Genomic DNA, 17,478 nt, shown 5'->3' with positions numbered 1-17,478 from the left:
TCATGTTCCATCCCAGCTCATGGAACACCCTGAATCCGACCCTGGCCGACCACAACGGATCGCTGCGCGACGCCGTCGTCGCCCGCATCCGGGCCAACCATCACAACGACAGCGGCTGGAACTACAAAGGGGGCCGAGGGCGACCGCACCCAGTTCGCCTCGGTCAGCCACATCGACATCTCCGGCGCGGCGACGGCTGCCCTGTGCGTCGATGGTGTCGAGCAGCGACATACACCGCGAACAGAACCGGCAGGCACAGCCTCTGGCCTGAGCAGGGGAACCACCTCGCCCCTTCGACCACCCCCACCGCCGGGGTCAGTTCCCGTCCGCGTCCTGAGCGCGTTGGTAGAGCTTGGCGATGTCGTCGTCGAAGTAGGCGGCGTAGGAGACGTCGTCCTCGTCGCCGCCGCCTTCATGGCCGCCCAGGACGCCGATGACGGTGCCGGTGTGGCTCTTGGGGTCGTAGTCGGCGAGCCAGGGGCTGCCGCTCGTGCCGCCCTCGAAGTCGGTGCACTGGATGCGCAGTTGGGTGTCGTTGAATTTCGTGGTGCGGTTCCGGCAGGAGATCGGGGTGTCACGGCTGGTGGGGTAGCCGGTGATCTCGACTTCGTTGGTGAAGCCGCGATCTGTGCCGAGGCTGTTGCCGCCCAGGACGTCCTGGATGTTCTTGCCGCCCTTCGGGTCGACCGTGAGGAAGGCGACGTCGAGGTCCTCGTCCTGGGATTTGGCCCAGCGGGCGTCGACGACGACCTTGCTGACCTTCCACAGGCCGGTGGGTTCGTCGCCTTTGCGGTAGCCGGGGGCGAAGACCAAGTCGTTCAGCGGCTGTCCCGAGTCGGCGTCGAAGGCGCAGTGGGCCGCGGTGATCAGCATGTTCCGACCCGGACTCTGCACCACGCTCGCCGTGCAGAAGTGGGTGCCCTGGTCGTCCTTCTCGAAGACCGCGCCGATCCGGGCATTCTCCTCGGTCCGGAGCGGGGTGTACGCAGTGCCGTCATGGGCGGGGGCGGTCGCCGACGAGTCCTGGTCCCGGGGAACCTGGCCCGGCTCGCCGGACTTGCCGTAGCTGCTGCGACCGCTGCTTCCGTCTGGACGGATCTCCTCCGCTGCGCACCCCACCACTGCGGCTGCCCCCACGATGACCAGCGTCAGTGCTATGCCAGCCTTCATGGAGGGAAACGGTAGCCCAGTCCGGGCCTGGTGATCAGCCGGGGGCGGGGCAGACGCCGACAGGAGCAGGCAGTCCCTCACCTGCCAGCAGCGCGCTCGGCGCGGTCGTGTGGATGCGGTGCAACAGCTTCCCGTCGCTGGCCAGGACGTCATGAGGCTGACTCGTGTCGAGGCGATCCTGGCGGCCGAGCTGGCCACCAAGCCGGGCGTCGGGGTGGTGGCGATCGCCGTGCGCGAGGTGGAACAGGAGACCGACACCGGGGTCGCGTGAGCAGTGCGTGCGGTGGATCCTAAGGCCGGCTTCAGCCCTTCGCAGACGTTCGCTGCGGCACCGTTGCTGGCGGTGCGGTTGGTGTAGCCGTGTTTGAGCAGACGTATCTGTCGGCTATCAGGCACAGGCAGTATTCCGGGAGGTGAGAACGGCCTCCGTCGCGCACGTAACACTGCGCTTCTCCCTGGACTCATGGTCAAGTCCGGGCCATCGCTTGGCCATTGGGCTGCCATTGACCGGCAAGCCCGTCGCTCCCTTCGGTAACGCCGGGGTCAGGAATCCGGAACATGTCTTGTTTGTCGCGTACTCAACAAGTGAGGGTCGTCGCGGGCCGCCGCCCCCACCGGGAACCGCACCGGTGGACCCCCACACCCGCACGCCTCTGTCACCCACTATCAGGAGGCTGTACCTTGCGTACGTCGTTCTCCAACTCCCCCCACAGACACGGAAGATGGCGCCGTGTCGGCTCCGCCGCCGCGGCCACTGCCGCCCTCGTCCTCGCCGGACTCGGCACTGCGACCCACGCGAGCGCGGCCACCCCCGCCCTCACGGCCAAGACGGTCAGCCCGAAGGCGATCGCCGCCGCAGTCGCCAAGGCCCATGTGCAGTACACCCAGCAGTGCGCCGGCACCCCGAAGAAGGGCTACGCGGCCTGCAACGCCCTCCGCGTCACCAGCGGCACCACCGCCTTCCAGGAGGAGCAGGCGGTGAAGAAGGGCATCGCACCGCAGACCGTCCGGCCGAACGCCGCCGCGGACTCCCCCACCGGTTACGGCCCGAGCGACCTCCAGTCGGCCTACGGCCTGACCTCGGCCGCCTCCTCCAGCGGCTCCGGCAAGACCATCGCCATCGTCGACGCCTACGACGACCCGAACGCCGAGTCGGACCTGGCCGCGTACCGCTCGAACTACGGCTTGTCCGACTGCACGTCGTCCAACGGCTGCTTCTCGAAGGTCGCCCAGGACGGTTCCTCCAACCTCCCCACCGCCGACAGCGGCTGGGCCGGCGAGATCTCGCTCGACCTCGACATGGCCTCCGCGATCTGCCCCAACTGCAACATCACGCTCGTCGAGGCCAACTCCGCCTCGATGGACGACCTCGGAACAGCCGTGAGCGAGGCCGCCAGCCTGGGCGCCACGGCCATCTCCAACAGCTACGGCGGCTCGGAGGACCCCTCCGACACGACGTACGACTCCGAGTACTACAACCACCCGGGCATCGCTGTCACCGTCTCCGCCGGTGACAGCGCCTACGGCGCCGAATACCCGGCAACCTCCCAGTACGTGACCGCCGTTGGCGGCACCTCGCTGTCCACCGCCTCCAACACCCGCGGCTGGACCGAGAAGGTCTGGAGCACCAGCTCCACCGAGGGCACCGGCTCCGGCTGCTCCGTCTACGACCCCAAGCCGAGCTGGCAGACCGACACCGGCTGCTCCAACCGCATGGAAGCCGACGTCTCCGCGGTCGCCGACCCGGCCACCGGCGTCTCGGTCTACGACTCCTACGGCACCAGCAGCAGCTGGAACACCTACGGCGGCACCAGCGCCTCCTCGCCCATCATCGCCGGCGTCTACGCCCTCGCCGGCGCCCCGGGCTCCAGCGACTACCCGGCCCAGTACCCCTACAACAAGGCCGGCACATCGGCGCTGAACGATGTGACCAGCGGCAGCAACGGCTCCTGCTCCCCGTCGTACTTCTGCACCGCCGGCACCGGCTACGACGGCCCCACCGGCTGGGGCACCCCCGAGGGCGTCAGCGCCTTCAGCGCCGGCTGATCGACACCGTATGACCTCCCCGTCGGGCTCACGGGGAGCCGCCGCCGTAAGGGGGACGTGGGGTTCCCTCGGCGGCATGGACGGAGAGCGGGTCACGGCAAACCGGCCGTGACCCGCTCTCCCGCCGGCTCCTTCGCTGCCGAGTTGGCGCCCGATGTGCTGGACAAAATCACCGACGCCACCCGGACGCTGTGGGACGGGATCGGGGCTCCGCGGTTCAGCGCGTATCGGCTTCATCCTCACCGACGACGGTGAGCCGTACACGCTGGAGGTCAACAGCACGCCGGGCATGTCCCGTGACAGCAACTGCGGCAGCAGCAGCGGTAGGCCCACAGGCTTTGACCTGGTACACCACGCCCGCGAAAGCGAGATCGAAGGGTTGATCAACCGGTTGAAGATCTACCGGTTCATGGCAACGCTCTTCGGCAGGAGGGCGTACCTCTTTCACACGCTGTGGCCGTTACTGCCGTACTCCTCCGGCTCCGCTCCTGACTCGCCGCGCCGTGCCTCGCTACGGTCCAGCCTGTAGCTGAGGCAGTCGATCGCTGCATGTCCCTCCACCGTCAGTGGTCATCCCAGTGACCGTCGTGCTGAGCATGGCGGTGGCCGTCGTGGACGTAGTCCACATGGTCGGTGCGGCACCGCCACATGACCGCACCCAGGACCGTGCTGGTGAGTGTGGCTGTCATGGACGGTGTGGCCGCCGGGCTCGCACTCGTCCACACGACCTTCATGCGCGCGATGCAGATGGCCGTCGTGGACATAGTCGACGTGGTCGTCGTGCGGCACCGCTACATGGCCGCACCCAAGACCGTGCTGGTGAGAGTGGTGAGCATGGACAGCAGGCATTGCGGTTTCCGTGGTCATTCGCAACCTCTCCTCAGCCCTACGTACGCCTGCCCTTCACCCGCAGACGCACCTCGGCGACTCTGCCAGACAATGATCAGCGACTGCATCTAAATGACATCTTTTGTCTAGAAACCACGCACGCTCACGTGCAGACCCCCGATCCGGCGCCGGTTGCGCCGCGGCTGTACGGGCTCGCCGACCGCGTCAGCGTCTGGAACCACGGCGTTCTGTCCATCCGCCTGCAATTTCAGACAGCGACGGTCCCGGACACCCTCACGGCAGCCGAACCGCCTTGTTCGGCACGGATGCCTCCGGCTGCCGCCCCGGCGCGACTGCCGCACCCGACCGACCGCACTGCCACTTGGCCGACGACATGGCCCGACTGAGCGGCTCACTGCTCAGCAAGCGGCGCCGAGCGTGGCCTCCTGTGCGCGATCCGCCTCGCCGGCATCGCCCAAGCCGAGGCCCAGCTGCTCGATACCGCAGGCGGCCCGGATGCGGGCTCGCACCGAAAGCCGCCAGTAGACCGTCGCGCGTCCCCCCTTCAAAAGGCCCTGCGGCCAGAAGTTTACGCATGACCCACCGTTCATATGGACATGGATTTCATTTCCATCTACGGTGATGCCATGCCAACTCGGCGCCAGCCACAGGAGGTGACGTGCCGTGAGCGGCCGGACGACCCGGCAGCAGAGGGCGGTCCTGCAGATGCTCGCCGCCTGCCAGGACTTCGTGTCGGCCCAGGAGCTGCACACCCTGCTCCTGGCCGGAGACCACGCGATCGGCCTGACCACCGTCTACCGCGCCCTGCGCGAGCTGGAGACGGACGGCGGCGTCGACGTCGTACGCGACGAAGCCGGCGGGCGGCTCTACCGGCTGCGCCCCGCCGACGGGCACCGCCACTACCTGGTGTGCCGCGGCTGCGGCCGCAGCCGCCCGGTGAATTCCGAAGTCGTCGAGCAATGGGCGGGCCGGATCGCCGCAGACACGGGGTTCACCGCTGTGGAGCACACGGTCGAACTCACCGGCGTCTGCGCCGACTGCCGGCCCTCCGAGGACGAAGGAGAGGAAACGCCATGCCACTGGGATCCCGCCGTGGGCCCGCAGGGCCGTGTCCGGAGCTGCGCGAGCTGAAGGAGAGCGTGCGCGCCCTGCTCGGGCTCGACGACGACACCGCCGTCCTGATCCGCCAGCTCGCCTGTACCGAACCGGGCTGCCCTCCGCTGGAAACGGTCGTCGCCGTGCTGCCGATGGAAGGCGAGGCCCGCCGCTGGACCCTGCACCGCCCCGCCGACCAAATCACCGAGGACGACCTGCGAGCCGCCCTGCTCGCTACGCCCGAACAGCACGACTAGGAGACTGACTTGACCACCCCGGAATCCCAAGACCCTGGCGACGAGCGGGTCCCCGTCACCGTCCTGACCGGCTTCCTCGGCTCCGGCAAGACCACCCTCCTCAACCGCATCCTCACCGAGAACCACGGCCTGAGGATCGCGGTCATCGAGAACGAGTTCGGCGAGGTCGGCATCGACGACGCACTCGTCCTCGACGCCGAGGAAGAGATCTTCGAGATGAACAACGGCTGCATCTGCTGCACCGTGCGCGGAGATCTCATCCGCATCCTGGGCGCCCTGATGCGCCGACGCGAGAAGTTCGACCACATCCTCATCGAGACCACCGGCCTCGCCGACCCGGCGCCCGTCGCCCAGACCTTCTTCATGGACGACGAGATCGCCTCCCAGCTGCGGCTGGACGCCATCGTCACCCTCGTGGACGCCGCGCACGTGCTCCAGCACCTGGACGAGGTCAAGCCGGAGGGTGTGGAGAACGAGGCCATCGAGCAGATCGCCTTCGCCGACCGGGTCGTGCTCAACAAGACCGACCTGGTCGACGACGAGACCATCGTGCAGGTGGTCCGTCGCATCCGGGCCGTCAACGCGGGCGTCCGGATCATTCCCGCCGAGCATGCCCGCATCGGCCTGCACGATGTGATGGACGTCGGCGCGTTCGACCTGGAGCGGGTGCTCGCCGACGATCCCTCCTTCCTCACCGAGACCGAGCACCAGCACGACACCACCGTCACCTCGGTCGGCATCGAGCTGAACGGCGAGCTGGACGAGGACCGCCTCAACGCCTGGCTCGGAACCCTGCTGCGCACCAAGGGCGTCGACCTCTTCCGTTCCAAGGGCATCCTCGCCATCGCCGGAGCGCCCAAGCAGTACGTCTTCCAGGGCGTGCACATGCTGCTGGACGGCACCTTCGGACGCGACTGGCGGGAGGACGAACCCCGCACTAACAAGCTGGTGTTCATCGGTCGTGACCTCGACCGCGAGGCATTGCAGCGCGGCTTCGCCGACTGCCTGGCCACGGCGGGAGCGATCGCGTGAGTACGGCAGTGGAGTCCCCGCCCGCGTGGGAGACCGACGTCGACGACGTACTCGTCGCACTCAGTGCACGCGGTGACCTGGTCGCCGTCGCGGGGGCCGAGGGCACCGTGAAGATCTTCGACGCGGCAATGGGAGCCGAGATCGGCGCGCTCGACCTCCCCGGAGGCGCTCTGAAGGTCGCACTCTCTCCGGACGCCCAGCACTTGGTCGCCACTGGCCCCATGGGGTACGCGTTGTGGCGGCGCGTCGACGGGCGGACGACGGTACGGGAGTCAGGTGCCTGGTCGGCGGCCGCCGCCTGGGCGGACACTGAGCGGGTCGCGGTCGCCTCCGGGCGCCGAGCCCTCGTGCTGGACACCGACGGCGGCGAGTTGTGGCGTACGGAGCCTGCCGCGTCCACCGTCACCGACCTCGCCTGGATGCGGCAGGGCCGGCGCCTGGCCGTGGCGGCGTACGGGGCCGTGCGCTGCCACGAACGGCACACCGAGAAGCCGGTCGCCACCTACCCCTACGTCGGCTCCCACCTCGCGCTCGCCGTCGCACCCACCGGGAGGTGGATCTGCAGCGGCAACCAGGACGCGTCCATCCACATCTGGCGCGCCCGCGACGGCGGCGAACTGACCATGTCCGGCTACCCGGAGAAGATTTCCCGGCTCGCCTTCGACGACTCCGGCTTCTGGCTGGCCGCCGACGGCGCCCCCGACGTGACCGTCTGGGACTTCTCCGGCAAGGGCCCGCAGGGCACGGCACCGCGCTCGCTGCGCTGCCACGAGACGGTCACCGCGCTTGCCTGGCGGCCGGGCGCAGGCGGGCACCTCGCCAGCGGCGGCGCCGACGGGACCGTAGCCCTGTGGTACGCCACCGCCGGGCGGGCGCAGGCGCGTCTGCGCCCGGTGCGCGAGCTGGACGGCGCCGGTGCGGCGGTCGGCGCGCTCGCCTGGGCAGGCCCCCACCTGCTGGCGGTCGCATGGCGGGACGGCCGGGTCCGGACGTACGGCGTGCCGTCCCGGACCGCCCTGTGAACCGCACGGTCCTCCGCGCGGCGGCGCCCCGGCCCTGCACCCTCGTCGTGTGCCGGGGCTGCTGCTGTGGCAACTCCCGCAAGCATCCCGGCACCGACCACGCCTGGCAGCTGGAGCGACTGCGCGCCGGCGCGGCGGATGGCGGCTTCCAGGTACGTACGACGGACTGTCTCGGCCCCTGCGACCAGGCCAACGTCATCGTCGTCCAGCCGTCGACCGCCGGGCGCCGGGCCGGGGGCCGCGCCGTCTGGGTGGGCTTCGCGATGGACGACGACTGCACCGACGACCTGGTGCGGTGGGTGACGCAGGGCGGACCCGGCATCGCCGAACCGCCCACCACCCTGGAGCTCCAGTTCATCCGCCCACCGCGCGAGGCCCGCACCCGTGCACGCCGATGACGTCGGAGCCGACGGTCGCGACGTCCTCGCGGCCGCCCGGCTCGACGAAGCGGCAGCCGTCTCCGTCGCGACGACGCTCCAGGCCCTCGCCACACCGTCCCGCCTGCTGATCCTCACCGCTCTACGGGACCGCCCGTACCCGGTGGGCGAACTCGCCTCCGCCATCGGCATGGAACAGTCCGCCGTCTCCCACCAACTGCGCCTGCTGCGCGCCCTCGGCCTGGTCACCGGCCGGCGCGACGGCCGCCGCATCGTCTACCGCCTCTACGACGACCACGTGGCCCAGCTCCTCGACCAGGACGTCCGCCACATCGAGCACCTGCGTCTCGGCGTGCACGACCTGACCTGAGGCCGTATCCGTCAGTTGAGGCCGGCGACCCGCCGGGGCGCGGGTGTTGCACGGAGCCGGTCGGGCAGCGAGCCGTCCTCGGGCATCCCGGCCCGCAGCCACGCTCCGACCGCCTCCGCGTCGGCTTGGGTCGCGAGCGGGCCCAGGAGTACGACCGCCGCGGCGGGTCTGCGGTCGGCCGTGCACGGCTGCACCGCGGCGTGCACCCCGCGATCGCGACGGCAGTGCAGAACCTTGCCCAGGCACCCCGTGGAGACCATGACCCCGTAGGGGCAGTCGCGGACCGTGCGGCGCAGGCCGTCCATCACCTGCCCGGTCACCTCATCGCAGGATCCGCAGACGACAAGGGTGAAGGGCCGGCCTCGGGGGCCGCATACGGCATCGCTCATGCCTGCTTCTCCTTCGTGACGTTCAAAGGACGCCCCCTTTGCGCCATCACTGCCTCAATTCGCCGCCCTGACATGCGAGTTGCGGTCGGCGCGATTTGACACCGCCCGCCGGCACCCCCAGCCTATGCTTATGAAATCCATTTTCAACAGGGGTGGCTAATCATGCGTGTCGCGTTCGTCGGCAAGGGTGGCAGCGGCAAGACGACGCTGTCCGCACTCTTCTCCCGTCATCTGGTGCGCTCGGGCGCGCCGGTCGTCGCCATCGACGGCGACATCAACCAGCACCTGGCGTACGCCCTCGGCCTCGATGAGGACGAGTTGTTCACCGCTGCGCCGCTCAGCGCGCGCACCGGTGAGATCAAGGACTACCTGCGGGGCACGAACCCGCGGATCCCGTCCGGCGCCGCCATGGTCAAGACGACCCCGCCCGGCCACGGCTCCCGGCTGCTACGCCTGCTGGGCGACGACGAGGTCCACGGTCACCACGTACAGGAGGTGGCCGGCGTACCGCTGATGGTCACCGGCGCTTTCGCCGAGAGCGACCTCGGTGTGGCCTGCTATCACTCGAAGCTCGGCGCGGTCGAGCTGTACCTCAACCACCTCGTGGACGGCCCCGGCGAATACGTCGTCGTCGACATGACCGCCGGGGCCGACGCCTTCGCCTCCGGCCTGTTCACCCGGTTCGACATGACGTTCCTGGCCGTCGAGCCGACCCGCAAGAGCGTCTCCGTGTACCGCCAGTACCGCGACCACGCGGCCGAGTTCGGAATCCCGGTCGCCGTGGTCGGCAACAAGGTCACCGGCGCGGACGACCTCGCCTTCCTGCGCGGCCACGTCGGCGAGGATCTGATCGCCCACTGCGAGCAGTCCTCCCACGTGCGAGCCCAGGAACAGGGCCGCAGCGGTCATGACGAGCTGGAGCCGCACAACACCTGGGCCCTGGACCGGCTGCGCGCGGCCGTGGACGCCCGCACCAAGGACTGGGCCGCCTTCCAGCGGCACGCGGTCGACTTCCACCTGCGCAACGCCGCCTCCTGGGCCAACGAGGCAACCGGCCAGGACCTCTCCGCCCAGGTCGACCCGGACCTCCGGCACGGCCCCGAAGCCCTGGCCGCCTTCGCCTGACCTGGCAAGACCGACACCGCAACAGACAAGGAATCTTCCGCATGTCACTCGATGTCTCCCCGCAGCTGCTCGCCGATGCCGAGAACGGCGCGGTGCGGGAGGAGGACTTCGTGCAAACGGTCCGCACGTCCCTGCCGTACGCCTACGACCTGATCGCCCGCCTGGCGGGCGAACTGCACGCCGGTCCGGCCGAGTTCGCCGACAACCAGACCCCTCCGCCCTCCGAGAAGGAACGCGGTCAGCTGCTGCGCGCCCTGTCCAGCGACGCGATCCGCGGCAGCCTGGAACGCCACTTCGGTGTCGTCCTCGCCTTCCAGAACTGCCACCGGGTCGCAGCCTTCCACCCCGAGGCGCGCGGCGGCGAGACCCACGCCCGCTTCACCTCCCTGCGCTCCCAGATCCTCAACCAGTCACCGGAGTTCCGGGACTGCTGAGCCCTTCGCGGGGTCAGCGGACCGCGACGACGACGTGGCTGTCGCCGTACTGCCGCACCGCGCCGGCTCGTGCGAACCCCGCCTGACGCAACAGGTGGATGTGGCCGGACAGGGACAGCCGGGCCTCACAACCGGTCCCGGTCAGCGGCTGCCGGCTGCGGCGTTCGGCGAGGAGTCCGGCCGGTTCGGGGTCCTCGGCGACCGCCGCCCACCAGGAGGTCCAGTCCTCATGAACGAGGGCGTGCGGAGCGCGGCCAGGGAGCGGCCGTCGAACGACGCGGCCGGATGCGCGAGTAGCTCGTCGAGGTAGCGCGGCCCGGCGACCGGGCGGTGGGCGGGGTAGAGGCCGAGGGATCCGCGGAGCGTGCCGCCCTCGTTGCGCAGCCCGTAGCCGTGGCCGCCCCAGGTCAGGGGCGGCCGGATGCCCAGGACGGCGCGGGTGAGTTCGGTCGTGTACCGCTCCCACTGCTCCCCGTCGGCCAGGTAGTCGGCGCCGAATCCGCCGCCGACGTCCACGACCACCGGCCGCAATCCCCGGCTCCTGCACTCCTCCAGCACCCGCAGACAGCCCTCCAGTGCCGTCGCCTTCTCGCTGAGGCTGGTCGTGTCCAGGTGATACGCCACGCCCGTCAGGTCGACCACGTCACCGTGGCGCTCGACCGCTGCCAGCAGCGGCTCCAAGTCCCTTACGGGCGTGCCGAAACGGCTGCGCCGGCTCAGCACCCGCACCCCGGACGTCTCGAACCCCGACAGACGCAGGAGCACCCGCGTCCGGGCGAGTGCGTGCTTGCGGACCGGTCCGGCCAACTGCTCCAGCTCGTCGCAGCCGTCGACCGCGACGGTGACCGAGGTGCGCGCGGCCAGCCACAGGAACTCCGGGTCTTTCGCCCGGTGGCCATGATGCGGTCAGGGGCAAAGCCGGCGCCGAGCGCGTGCTGCAACTCGGCCAGTGAGGCGACGTCCACGCCGGCGTCGGTGGCGGCCAGCCGCCGCAGCAGGGCGCTCGACCGGTTGGCCCTGTGGGCGAAGAACACCTGCCCGGACAGCTGATGCCGCCGGTATACCGACCGGAATCGCTCCAGGTTGCCGGCGAGCTGATCGGGCACGACCAAGATCCGAGGGCGTCGGCGAGGGTGTGCAGCAGCTCGCCGGACTCCAGCAGCGAGCGCAGCCTCTCCCCCAACCGCGGTGCGAGATACAAGGGCTGCCCGCCCATACCCGACCCTCCCCCCAGCACGTCGGGCCCGGCTCGTCTCGGGCACGGCCCCCACTCCCCGCTGCGCGCCGTAGACCACCCTTCCCCTCCTCCGGACGCTTTACCCCCTGAAACTCCCCGAGTGGGCGGAAGGCGTCGTATGGCCGAAGTCATACAGTCGCCAAAAGATGGCAACGGTTTTCATCTTCCATTGATCTGAAAATCATTCCCATCTAGCGTCGAAAGTGTCGCCACCCCGGCCGACGCGTGTCCGCTGCGCGCCTGGTACCGCTCGAAGGAGTTCCATATGTCCCCCGTCCCCGCCTCCCGTTTCTCCCGCCCGTCCACGAGGATTGCGCTCGTCACCGCGGCGGCCGCCCTGACGGCCGCGACGGCGACCGCCTGCTCGACGTCCTCCTCGCACACCAGCGACACCGCGGCGACCGGCAGTGGCAGCAGCTCGGGCAAGACCATCCAGGTGGTGGCGGCGGAGAACTTCTGGGGCAGCATCGCCTCCCAGCTCGGCGGCGACCACGTGAAGGTGACCAGCATCATCACCAACCCCGACACCGACCCGCACGCCTACGAACCGACCGCTGCGGACGCCCGCACCGTGGCCGGCGCCCAGTACGCGATCGTCAACGGCATCGGCTACGACACATGGGCCGACAAGCTCCTCGCGTCGAACCCCGGCAGCGGGCGGACCGAGCTGAAGGTCGGTGACCTGGTGGGGATCAAGCCTGGCGGCAACCCGCACCGCTGGTACTCCCCGGACAACGTCCACCAGGTCATCGAGAAGATCACCGCCGACTACAAGAAGACCGACCCCGCCGACGCCTCCTACTTCGACCAGCAGAAGACCACCTTCGAGACCAAGACGCTCGCCGATTACAACAAGCTGATAGCCGACATCAAGGCGAAGTACGCGGACACCCCGATCGGCGCCTCCGAGTCCATCGTCACGCCGCTCTCCGAGGGCCTCGGGCTGAAGATGCTCACGCCGGAGACGTTCCTGGACGCGATGAGCGAGGGCTCCGACCCCACGGCCAAGGACAAGGCCACCATCGACCAGCAGATCAAGACCAAGCAGATCAAGATCTACGTCTACAACTCCCAGAACTCCACGCCCGACGTGCAGGCGCAGGTCAAGGCGGCCAAGGCCCAGGGCATTCCGGTCGCCACGGTCACCGAGACCCTCGCCCCCGCCGGAGCCACCTTCCAGCAGTGGCAGACCACCGAACTCCAGGGCATCGAGCAGGCCCTGGCCAAGGCCACCGGAAAGTGATCTGAGGCCATGAACCCGATAGCGAAGGCCCGCGAAGCCGTCCCCACGCGCCGTAGCGGCAGCCACGACGCCAGCCACGACACCACGAGCGAACGACCCGGAAGCGGCCCGGTGGTCGCCCTGCGAGGCGCCGCCGTGCGGGTCGGCGGCCGGACGCTGTGGTCGGGGGTGGACCTTCGCATGGGGGCCGGCGAGTTCACCGCCGTCCTCGGCCCCAACGGCGTCGGCAAGTCCACCATGATCAAGGTCCTGCTCGGCACCCTGCCCGCGGCGGCCGGTGACGTACGCGTGCTCGGCACCCGGCCCGGACAGGCCAACGAGCGCATCGGTTACCTGCCGCAGCGCCGAAGCTTCGACGCCACCCTGCGCATCCGCGGTGTGGATGTGGTGCGCCTGGGGCTGGACGGCGACCGGTGGGGAGTGCCGCTGCCGTTCACGAGCGCGCGACGGCGGGCCGACCGTGCACGGGTGGACGAGGTGATCGAGCTGGTCGGGGCCTCGGCGTACGCGCACCGGCCGATCGGGCAGTGTTCCGGCGGCGAGCAGCAGCGACTGCTGATCGCACAGGCCCTGGTCCGCAGGCCCGAACTGCTGCTGCTGGACGAGCCGTTGGACAGCCTCGACCTGCCCAACCAGGGCGCCGTCGCAGCACTCATCGGGCGCATCTGCCACCAGGAGGGCGTCTCCGTGGTCATGGTCGCCCACGACGTGAACCCGATACTCCACCACCTGGACCGGGTGGTGTACCTGGCCGAAGGCGGTGCCGCAACGGGCACGCCCGGCGAGGTCATCACCTCCCAGACGCTGACCCGGCTGTACGGCACGCCGGTCGAGGTGCTGCGGGCCTCGGACGGACGGCTGGTCGTGGTGGGCCAGCCGGAGCCGCCCGCGCTGCACACCGACCGGCACGACACCCCGGGGAGCAGTCATGACGCTCGCTGAGACGGGGGCGCCCGTCTGGTCATGGAACCTCCTCACCGACTTCCAGGACATGTGGTCGTACCCGTTCATGGTCAACGCGTTCCGCGCGGGCGCGGTCGTGGCGGTGGTCTCCGCGCTCGTGGGATGGTTCGTGGTGCTGCGTCGCCAGACGTTCGCCGCGCACACCGTCTCGATGGTGGCCTTTCCCGGCGCCGCCGGGGCGGTCCTGCTCGGAGTGAGCGCGGTCTACGGGTACTTCACGCTGTGCGTGGCCGCCGCGCTGGTCATCGCCGCCCTGCGCGGCGGCGGAGACCATCATGAGTCCGCGCTCACGGGGACCGTGCAGGCGTTCCTGCTGGCTTCCGGGTTCCTGTTCATCGCCCTGTACAAGGGTCTGCTGGAGGGGCCGCAGACCATCCTCTTCGGCACTTTCCTGGGGATCACGTCGTCGCAGGTGACTGTGCTGACGGTGGTCGGCGCGGTGGTGCTCGCGGTGCTGGCGGTGATCGGGCGGCCGCTGCTGTTCGCGTCCGTCGACCCGCAGGTCGCCGCCGGGCGCGGGGTGCCGGTCCGGGCGCTGTCGGTGGTCTTCCTCGTCCTGCTCGGCGCGGCCACCTCCGAGGCGAGCCAGATCACCGGCACCCTCCTGGTCTTCGCCCTCATGGTGATCCCGGCCGCCACCGCACAACTCCTCACGGCGCGCCCGGCGTTGAGTCTGGCCCTGGCCGTCCTGCTGGCCTTCGCCGCCACCTGGCTCGGCCTGACCGCCGCCTACTACTCGCCCTACCCCCTGGGCTTCTTCGTGACGACCATCGCTTTCGCCGGATACGTACTCGCCCTGGCCTGGCGCTCGCTGCACACGCTGCTCGGCAGCCGCACCGGCGCCCCGCTCACTTCCGCGGAGGCGACCGCATGACCGTCCTGCTGGCCGCATCCCCCTTCTCCCAGCCGTTCTTCCAGCACGCCCTGCTCGCCGGGACCGCCATCGCCGCCGCCTGCGGCCTGGTCGGCTACTTCCTCGTCCTGCGCGCCCAGGTCTTCACCGGCGACGCGCTCAGCCACGTCGCCTTCACCGGCGCGATGGCCGCCCTCGCCTTCGGCGCGGACCTGCGCCTGGGACTATTCGCCGCGACCATCGCCATGGCACTGCTCTTCGGCACCCTCGGCCGCCGTGCCCGCCCCGACGACGTCGTCATCGGCAGCGTCTTCTCCTGGATCCTGGGCCTGGGCGCCTTCTTCATCACCCTCTACACGACCTCCCGCAGCACCGCGAACGGAATCGCCGGCGTCAGCGTGCTGTTCGGCTCCGTCTTCGGCATCTCCTCTGCCGGCGCGGTCGTCGCCGCCCTGGTGGCCGCGGGGGTCGGGCTGCTGGTGGTCCTCATCGCCCGGCCGCTGCTGTTCGCCACGCTCGACGAGGCCGTTGCCGCCGCCCGCGGGGTACCGGTCCGCCTGCTCGGCTACGGCTTCCTGGCCCTGGCCGGGATCAGTGCCGCCGAGGCGACCCAGGCTGTCGGTTCCCTGCTGTTGCTCGGCCTGCTCGCCGCACCCGCGGGCGCCGCGATCCGGCTCACCGACCGCCCGTACCGGGCACTCGCCCTCTCCGCCGCGCTGGCGGTCCTGGAGATGTGGGCCGGGCTGTTCGCCTCGTACGCGGTGCCGAGGATGCCCCCGAGCTTCGCCATCATGGCCATGGCCACGGCCGTCTACGCCGCGACGTTCTTGATACGGCGGCCCGCTTCCAGCCCTCGTACGAGAACGGTCGCCCCTGTCGGCACATGAGCGAAGGCACCCGATGGAACGCGAACGACAGCCCTCCCTCACACCCTTGGCCGACGTCACGCTGATCGGCCGCCACACCCAGCAACGCACCGTCGTGGTCGAGGCGCTCATCCGCGCCGAGGGCTTCGTCGGCGCCCAGGCACTTCACAACCGGCTCGCCGCCGACGGCTCACCGGTCGGCCTGTCCACGGTCTACCGCACCCTGACCGCGCTGGCTGCGGCAGGCCGGGCCGACATGGTCCGCGACACGGGCGGCGAACGCCTCTTCCGCTACCGCCCCGGCCCCGACCACCGCCACTACCTCCTCTGCACCCAGTGCGGCCTGAGCCTGCCCGTCGACTCCGGCCCGGTGGAGGACTGGGCGGACACCATCGCAGAGGCCTCCGGCTTCGCGAACGTGCAGCACACGGTGGAACTGTCCGGAGTGTGCCCGGACTGCGACCGCCGGACGACCGTGAACGCGAGCGCCGTCTGATGCCGGCCAGGGGCTGGTTCCATCAAGTGGATCAGGCTCCCAGTGTTCTGCCCTCATACAGCGCAACCACCGTACCGGGTGATGCAGTTACCCATGGCATGGAGAACACAGGCCGTACGCATGTCACCCGTCGGGCCCTGCTGTCGGCAGGCGGACTGGTGTTTCTCAGCGCCTGCACAGCCCCTGGTGGTACACCTGAACGCACAGGGACGTCGGCGCCCGACAGCGTGAAGCCCACGCATCCGGGTGACTCTCACGCCAGCGAGCCGGCCTACGTCGAGCTGCCGGGCAGGCCGGAGTTCTACGTTCACCAGGGCCCGCGAGCGATCGCGCTGACCATCGACGACGGTCCGAACCCCGAATGGACTCCGCAGACGCTGGACCTCCTGCGCCGCTACGCCGTAACCGCCACGTTCTGCCAGGTCGGTGCCCGCGTCAGCGCGTACCCCAACCTGGTGCGGGCGGTGGCCGCCGAAGGCCACCCGATCGCCAACCACACCTGGACCCACGCCGACCTGGCCCGGGCATCCGCCACGGCCGTCCGCTCCCAGCTGGAACGCACCAGCGACACGATCGAGAAGGTCACCGGCCAGCGCCCCACGATCTTCCGCGCCCCCTACGGAGCCTGGTCGGAGCCAACCCTGGCCACCTGCCGCGTGATGGGCATGCGACTGCTGGACTGGTCCGTCGACCCCCACGACTGGTCACGACCAGGCACTTCGCTCATCGTCGAGCGGATCATGGCTCACGCCCATCCCGGATCGATCATCCTCGAACACGACGGCGGAGGCGACCGCTCCCAGACAGTGGCCGCCCTGCGCCTCGTGCTTCCCCGCCTGCTCGACGCCGGATATCACTTCGTAACCCCCTAGGCACCCACATCGCCGACCGCCGCCGGGACGGCCACCACCTCGCCCTCGCTCGCGCCGACCGCTTCAGTGGCGGCGAACACGGTGGCGCGCGATGTACTGCGACCCGGCCGCCTCCCAGCCGAGCGCGGCCGGCTTGGGCACCACCTGGGTCTCGGGCCCGAAAACGTACTCGGCGTGGCTTCCTGGTCCCACGTCCAACCGAGCACCTCTGCGCCGGTGCGGACCGCCACGGCCGCGAAGTCGCTGCCCCGGCCGACGCGCCAGAGCGGATCGCGCCTCCATCAAGCGCAGCAGTCGCAATCCGAAGCACAACCGCAGACATCCGTTGCGTCCTGATCCGCTCCCGGCAGATCCGCCCCGACTCCTCCGCCGGCCCCGTCTACTTCGTGCTGCACGACGTGGCCAGCGAGGCCCGGGCCCGCGAACTGGCCGCCGCCCTGCACGCCGCCCTCTACGACCACCTCGAACCCCTGGCCGGTGCCATCCCTCTCTCGCCCTGACAGTGCACCCGCGCCTCAGCGACTCGGCCCCAACCAAGGTTCCACTGAGCCTGATCCCCGGGACCATCAGTTCGAAGAAGGAGGCCTGGCCGTCACCATCGAGATCGAACAGCGGCGGGCCCGGCGAGGAAAGTGATCGCCCGGCCCCGTGCGCCCCGGCATGCGGCCCCTCTTCGCCGCCCGAGCCTGCCGACGGCACCGTCGCGCCTGCGCTGACAGAGTCGCCACCCGCCCCGCTCAACGTCTTCTCAACCTCTTCTCAACGTCTTCGGCCGACGCCTC

General features: G+C 70.0%; 18 protein-coding genes and 2 pseudogenes. 15 read left to right on the top strand and 5 right to left on the bottom strand.

Annotated features, from left to right (window positions below; all coding sequences use genetic code 11):
* Nucleotides 1–315 precede the first annotated feature (315 nt).
* Nucleotides 316–1,170 (bottom strand): trypsin-like serine protease, encoded by an 855-nt coding sequence (locus tag ACFC8N_RS47870; RefSeq protein ID WP_362823968.1) that lies wholly within the window; start codon nt 1,168–1,170, stop codon nt 316–318.
* A 681-nt stretch (nt 1,171–1,851) separates the two neighbouring features.
* On the opposite strand from ACFC8N_RS47870, the gene ACFC8N_RS47865 reads away from it, so the two are divergent.
* On the top strand, nt 1,852–3,216 hold the full coding sequence (locus ACFC8N_RS47865) for a peptidase S8 (protein ID WP_376295984.1): 1,365 nt from the start codon (nt 1,852–1,854) through the stop codon (nt 3,214–3,216).
* A gap of 563 nt (nt 3,217–3,779) precedes the next feature.
* Here the strand turns inward: ACFC8N_RS47865 and ACFC8N_RS47860 are convergent.
* Nucleotides 3,780–4,083 (bottom strand): annotated as a pseudogene (locus ACFC8N_RS47860) (hypothetical protein).
* 645 nt (nt 4,084–4,728) lie between these two features.
* Between ACFC8N_RS47860 and ACFC8N_RS47855 the strand changes: the two are divergent.
* Genes ACFC8N_RS47855 through ACFC8N_RS47830 form a run of 6 tightly spaced genes read left to right on the top strand, consistent with a single transcriptional unit; the run spans nt 4,729 to nt 8,218 of the window.
* Nucleotides 4,729–5,196 (top strand): Fur family transcriptional regulator, encoded by a 468-nt coding sequence (locus ACFC8N_RS47855; protein ID WP_376295983.1) that lies wholly within the window; start codon nt 4,729–4,731, stop codon nt 5,194–5,196.
* Nucleotides 5,197–5,204: 8 nt separating this feature from the next.
* Nucleotides 5,205–5,417, top strand: coding sequence for a hypothetical protein (locus ACFC8N_RS47850; protein ID WP_356037321.1), 213 nt, complete (start codon nt 5,205–5,207; stop codon nt 5,415–5,417).
* A 9-nt stretch (nt 5,418–5,426) separates the two neighbouring features.
* Nucleotides 5,427–6,449 carry a CobW family GTP-binding protein gene (locus ACFC8N_RS47845; protein ID WP_376295982.1) on the top strand — a complete coding sequence of 341 codons (1,023 nt, stop codon included), beginning with the start codon at nt 5,427–5,429 and terminating at the stop codon, nt 6,447–6,449.
* Nucleotides 6,446–7,471, top strand: a complete 1,026-nt coding sequence (locus ACFC8N_RS47840) for a hypothetical protein (RefSeq protein WP_362823822.1) — start codon at nt 6,446–6,448, stop codon at nt 7,469–7,471. Before ACFC8N_RS47845 ends, ACFC8N_RS47840 begins: the two co-directional genes overlap by 4 nt.
* On the top strand, nt 7,468–7,869 hold the full coding sequence (locus ACFC8N_RS47835; RefSeq protein ID WP_362823823.1) for a (2Fe-2S) ferredoxin domain-containing protein: 402 nt from the start codon (nt 7,468–7,470) through the stop codon (nt 7,867–7,869). The genes ACFC8N_RS47840 and ACFC8N_RS47835 overlap by 4 nt, the downstream gene beginning before the upstream one ends.
* Nucleotides 7,856–8,218 carry an ArsR/SmtB family transcription factor gene (locus ACFC8N_RS47830; RefSeq protein ID WP_376295981.1) on the top strand — a complete coding sequence of 121 codons (363 nt, stop codon included), beginning with the start codon at nt 7,856–7,858 and terminating at the stop codon, nt 8,216–8,218. The genes ACFC8N_RS47835 and ACFC8N_RS47830 overlap by 14 nt, the downstream gene beginning before the upstream one ends.
* A gap of 11 nt (nt 8,219–8,229) precedes the next feature.
* On the opposite strand, the gene ACFC8N_RS47825 is transcribed toward ACFC8N_RS47830, so the two are convergent.
* Complete coding sequence (locus ACFC8N_RS47825) at nt 8,230–8,607, bottom strand: hypothetical protein (RefSeq protein ID WP_362823824.1); 378 nt, start codon at nt 8,605–8,607, stop codon at nt 8,230–8,232.
* Between the two features lie 162 nt (nt 8,608–8,769).
* Between ACFC8N_RS47825 and ACFC8N_RS47820 the strand changes: the two genes are divergently transcribed.
* Entirely contained in the window at nt 8,770–9,732 is a 963-nt protein-coding gene (locus ACFC8N_RS47820) for an adenylyl-sulfate kinase (protein ID WP_376295980.1), read from the top strand.
* A 41-nt stretch (nt 9,733–9,773) separates the two neighbouring features.
* The gene (locus ACFC8N_RS47815) at nt 9,774–10,166 is read left to right on the top strand and encodes an SCO5389 family protein (protein ID WP_376295979.1); all 393 of its coding nucleotides are present in this window, start codon (nt 9,774–9,776) and stop codon (nt 10,164–10,166) included.
* Between the two features lie 246 nt (nt 10,167–10,412).
* Here the strand turns inward: ACFC8N_RS47815 and ACFC8N_RS47810 are convergent.
* A pseudogene (locus tag ACFC8N_RS47810) lies at nt 10,413–11,382 on the bottom strand (Y4yA family PLP-dependent enzyme); the annotation flags it as partial.
* 286 nt (nt 11,383–11,668) lie between these two features.
* Here ACFC8N_RS47810 and ACFC8N_RS47805 point away from each other — a divergent pair.
* The 6 genes from ACFC8N_RS47805 to ACFC8N_RS47780 all read left to right on the top strand — a co-directional run bounded on the left by ACFC8N_RS47805 (nt 11,669) and on the right by ACFC8N_RS47780 (nt 16,696).
* The gene (locus ACFC8N_RS47805) at nt 11,669–12,646 is read left to right on the top strand and encodes a metal ABC transporter solute-binding protein, Zn/Mn family (RefSeq protein ID WP_376295978.1); all 978 of its coding nucleotides are present in this window, start codon (nt 11,669–11,671) and stop codon (nt 12,644–12,646) included.
* A 9-nt stretch (nt 12,647–12,655) separates the two neighbouring features.
* A complete protein-coding gene (locus ACFC8N_RS47800) occupies nt 12,656–13,588 on the top strand; it encodes a metal ABC transporter ATP-binding protein (protein ID WP_376295977.1) in 933 nt (310 codons plus the stop codon).
* Nucleotides 13,575–14,483 (top strand): metal ABC transporter permease, encoded by a 909-nt coding sequence (locus ACFC8N_RS47795; RefSeq protein ID WP_376295976.1) that lies wholly within the window; start codon nt 13,575–13,577, stop codon nt 14,481–14,483. Before ACFC8N_RS47800 ends, ACFC8N_RS47795 begins: the two co-directional genes overlap by 14 nt.
* Complete coding sequence (locus tag ACFC8N_RS47790; RefSeq protein ID WP_376295975.1) at nt 14,480–15,349, top strand: metal ABC transporter permease; 870 nt, start codon at nt 14,480–14,482, stop codon at nt 15,347–15,349. Before ACFC8N_RS47795 ends, ACFC8N_RS47790 begins: the two co-directional genes overlap by 4 nt.
* Before the next feature lie 46 nt (nt 15,350–15,395).
* Nucleotides 15,396–15,824, top strand: coding sequence for a Fur family transcriptional regulator (locus tag ACFC8N_RS47785; RefSeq protein ID WP_376295974.1), 429 nt, complete (start codon nt 15,396–15,398; stop codon nt 15,822–15,824).
* A gap of 227 nt (nt 15,825–16,051) precedes the next feature.
* Nucleotides 16,052–16,696: a polysaccharide deacetylase family protein gene (locus ACFC8N_RS47780; protein ID WP_376295973.1), complete on the top strand. Its 645-nt coding sequence runs from the start codon at nt 16,052–16,054 to the stop codon at nt 16,694–16,696.
* A gap of 63 nt (nt 16,697–16,759) precedes the next feature.
* On the opposite strand, the gene ACFC8N_RS47775 is transcribed toward ACFC8N_RS47780, so the two are convergent.
* Entirely contained in the window at nt 16,760–16,888 is a 129-nt protein-coding gene (locus ACFC8N_RS47775; RefSeq protein WP_376295972.1) for a hypothetical protein, read from the bottom strand.
* Between the last annotated feature and the right edge of the window lie 590 nt (nt 16,889–17,478).

This window comes from Streptomyces sp. NPDC055966 (assembly GCF_042269865.1).
Taxonomy (GTDB): Bacteria; Actinomycetota; Actinomycetes; order Streptomycetales; family Streptomycetaceae; genus Streptomyces.
This window is presented reverse-complemented; position numbering and strand designations above follow the sequence as displayed.

Coding starts and splice junctions, on each gene's coding strand:
- ACFC8N_RS47800 (WP_376295977.1), top strand. CDS start 12,656: ATGAACCCGATAGCGAAGGCCCGCGAAGCCGTCCCCACGCGCCGTAGC.
- ACFC8N_RS47825 (WP_362823824.1), bottom strand. CDS start 8,607: ATGAGCGATGCCGTATGCGGCCCCCGAGGCCGGCCCTTCACCCTTGTC.
- ACFC8N_RS47870 (WP_362823968.1), bottom strand. CDS start 1,170: ATGAAGGCTGGCATAGCACTGACGCTGGTCATCGTGGGGGCAGCCGCA.
- ACFC8N_RS47790 (WP_376295975.1), top strand. CDS start 14,480: ATGACCGTCCTGCTGGCCGCATCCCCCTTCTCCCAGCCGTTCTTCCAG.
- ACFC8N_RS47820 (WP_376295980.1), top strand. CDS start 8,770: ATGCGTGTCGCGTTCGTCGGCAAGGGTGGCAGCGGCAAGACGACGCTG.
- ACFC8N_RS47815 (WP_376295979.1), top strand. CDS start 9,774: ATGTCACTCGATGTCTCCCCGCAGCTGCTCGCCGATGCCGAGAACGGC.
- ACFC8N_RS47805 (WP_376295978.1), top strand. CDS start 11,669: ATGTCCCCCGTCCCCGCCTCCCGTTTCTCCCGCCCGTCCACGAGGATT.
- ACFC8N_RS47795 (WP_376295976.1), top strand. CDS start 13,575: ATGACGCTCGCTGAGACGGGGGCGCCCGTCTGGTCATGGAACCTCCTC.